The organism is Vibrio sp. 811, assembly GCF_033339195.1.
Window position 1 is genome coordinate 1 of the sequence record NZ_JAWOUB010000489.1, and the last position, 658, is coordinate 658.

A 658-nucleotide genomic window follows, 5' to 3' on the forward strand; every position below is an offset into this window, starting at 1 on the left:
AGAATATTGCCAAGCACTGGCTGCAGCCGTTCTTGGGGATAAAACGAAAGTTAAATATGTACCCCTAACCGCGAAAGAACGTTTCACTGCACTTCAATCGGGTGAAATCGATGTGCTTTCTCGTAACACTACCTGGACACTACACCGAGATACTGCGCTCGGCCTAAACTTTGTTGGCGTTAACTACTATGACGGTCAAGGTTTCATGGTCAAGAAAGATCTTGGCATTTCTAGCGCTAAAGAGCTTGATGGTGCGTCAGTTTGCGTACAGTCAGGTACAACAACCGAACTCAACTTAGCGGATTACTTCCGAAACAGTGGCATGTCGTACAAACCTGTGGTGTTTGATACGGCGGCGCAAACCTCAAAAGGTTTCGATGCCGGACGCTGTGACGTGCTAACGCCTGACCAATCTGGTCTGTACGCACTTCGTTTGAATCTGAAAGATCCTTCTTCTGCAGCGGTTCTTCCTGAAATCATTTCTAAAGAGCCACTTGGCCCAGTGGTTCGTCAAGGCGACGATCAGTGGTTCAACATCGCTAAGTGGACGTTAGCAGCAATGGTGAATGCGGAAGAATACGGCATTACCTCTAAGAATGCGGATGAGATGTTGAAATCTCAAGATCCAAACATCAAACGTATTTTGGGTGTTGATGGT

1 protein-coding gene is annotated in these 658 nt (G+C 46.8%); it reads left to right on the top strand.

What is annotated here, in order from left to right:
* The coding region (locus R7Q46_RS27660) for an amino acid ABC transporter substrate-binding protein (RefSeq protein WP_318078349.1) at positions 1 to 658 on the top strand (658 nt) is incomplete at both ends.